This window comes from Aerococcus sp. L_32, from assembly GCF_050689315.1.
The window spans coordinates 1-1,567 of record NZ_JBOEQF010000443.1 but is presented as its reverse complement, the minus strand read 5'-3'; the positions used below and the strand labels follow the sequence as shown (position 1 = coordinate 1,567).

Below are 1,567 nucleotides of genomic sequence, written 5' to 3'. Positions count from 1 at the left end.
TATCCTGGTATGAAAGTTTTGCAAAATGGATTTTACGGTCAAGATTCAGAAGACTTACCACACCACTACCCTGTCAACTCAGTGGCCTATGCGTCAACCCATGATTCCATGCAAGCCTATGACTGGTATATGAACCAAGCAAGCCAAGCAGACCGAGACCAAGCGGACCAATACTTGAACCGTGGTGTAGGGGAACACCCATCAGACGCCTTTGTTCGAGGGATCGCCGCATCGCCGTCAAGATTAGCTATCTATATGATGAACGACTTGTTACGGTTGGGGCCTGAAGGCCGGATTAATATCCCGTCTACAATTGGCGGCAACTGGGACTGGCGAGTCCGTCAAGAAGACTTTACGGTCGACCTTGAAGAACGCTTGCTTTCAATCACTGAAACATACTTTAGAGTAAATCAAGCTTTCATTAGTCAAGATGATCAAAATAATGGTATAAATAGCATAGCAGCGGAGGCGGCCTTTTTACCTGAAGATAATGATTAGTTGAATGTAATAAAATGTAATAATTGGAAAATTTTGAACTTACTGATACACAGTTAAAGATAAGGAGACAATCATGTTAAATTTAAACGAACGTGCTCAAGCGCAATTTAATCAACCGCTAAGCGAGTTGTCACACGCGGAAATCTACAAAATTTTATTAGACCTTGTTCAAGAAAAAACAGCCGCAATGCCACAAAATGAAGGTAAACGTAAACTTTATTATATCTCTGCCGAATTTTTAATTGGTAAATTACTATCAAATAACTTATTAAACTTAGGTTTATACGATGATGTAGCCGCTGAATTAGCGGAAAATGGGACTTCTCTTGCTGAAGTTGAAGAAGCTGAAGCAGAGCCGTCACTAGGAAATGGTGGTTTGGGCCGTCTAGCAGCTTGCTTCCTAGACTCAATCGCCACTTTAGGGTTGAACGGTGACGGGGTAGGATTAAACTACCACTTCGGGCTATTCCGCCAATACTTTGAGGATAATAAACAATCTTATAAACCCGATGAGTGGTTAGACCATCCAACGTGGCTAAACAAATCGGACATTTCTTACAAGGTGCCGTTTGGTAAATTTACCTTACAATCTACTTTATATGAAATCGATGTACCTGGTTACAACCAACCAAACGTCAATAAATTACGCTTATTTGACTTAGACACAGTAAATCCAGAAATTATCGAAGAAAGTTCTATTAATTTTGACAAGACTCAAATTGAAGAGAACTTGACCTTATTCTTATATCCAGATGACTCTGACCGTAATGGGAACTTATTACGTATCTATCAACAATATTTCATGGTCTCAAATGGTGCTCAATTAGCCATTCAAGAAGCGATCGAGCGTGGGTCTAACATCCATGACTTAGCAGAATATGTTGTTGTACAAATTAACGATACGCATCCGACATTTATTATTCCAGAATTCGTTCGCTTATTAACAACGGAACACGGCATTGATTTTGAAGAAGCAGTAGAAATCACACGCAATGTGGTTGCTTTCACTAACCATACGATTCTTTCAGAAGCCTTGGAAAAATGGCCACTATCTGATATTCATGAAGTT

At 39.8% G+C, this 1,567-nt stretch carries 2 protein-coding genes; both read left to right on the top strand.

Annotated elements, in window-relative coordinates:
• Positions 1 to 498: 4-alpha-glucanotransferase (locus ACRCJ0_RS13765; protein ID WP_431390796.1), on the top strand; the 498-nt coding region annotated here is incomplete at its 5' end.
• A gap of 73 nt (positions 499 to 571) precedes the next feature.
• Positions 572 to 1,567 (top strand): glycogen/starch/alpha-glucan phosphorylase (locus ACRCJ0_RS13760; RefSeq protein ID WP_431390795.1); only part of this gene is annotated, 996 nt, incomplete at its 3' end.